This is a genomic window from Poinsettia branch-inducing phytoplasma str. JR1 (assembly GCF_000309465.1).
In the GTDB taxonomy this organism is placed as follows: Bacteria; Bacillota_I; Bacilli_A; order Acholeplasmatales; family Acholeplasmataceae; genus Phytoplasma; species Phytoplasma pruni.
Genome location: NZ_AKIK01000128.1, coordinates 1 through 645 on the forward strand (window position 1 = coordinate 1; position 645 = coordinate 645).

Below are 645 nucleotides of genomic sequence, written 5' to 3' on the forward strand. Positions count from 1 at the left end.
TTTCCATGAAATTGATATTGACGCCGTTTATTTTGACGATGGAATTCGTTTCATGGAACCTCACCAAGGAAATATTGACGATCTTTTAAAACTTTCCAATGGCGCTAAAAACATCTATCTTTTTACGTTCAACATTGGAAAAAGAGTAACAACAATTAATCTTCCAGGTTCTCTTCATCCCTACGAAGCTATCCAAGTTTGGAAAAGGGCCAACAATTTATCTGCTTATGAAGGAGAATATAACAGAGAATCTAAAAGCGACAATAGTTCTATAACTATCACCGACCCCGCTTATAAAAAAATTAATATTTCACATACTATTAATTTATTAGAAAATATTTTTGAAACTGAAGATAAAATATATCGGATTACTTGTCAAGATACACAACCAAAAAGAGATATTTTATCTAACTATATAAAAGATTATACTGCATGGCTAAAACAATGTTATATCAAATATGGCTATCCCTACCAAGCTGAAACAATTAGAAACAAATTAGGCCGTTCATCTAGAACCCTTTACGATGAAAACGGCAATGTACATTGGTATTCGTATGTAACTGGTGTTTTCTTAGATGATTGGTATATCGACGGAAATGATTGTGCTTCTGGCGGTGATCGTTGGACAACTAGAACTTATTATCA

At 32.9% G+C, this 645-nt stretch carries 1 pseudogene; it reads left to right on the forward strand.

What is annotated here, in order from left to right:
- Window positions 1–645, forward strand: a pseudogene (locus ON17_RS02625) (hypothetical protein); the annotation flags it as partial.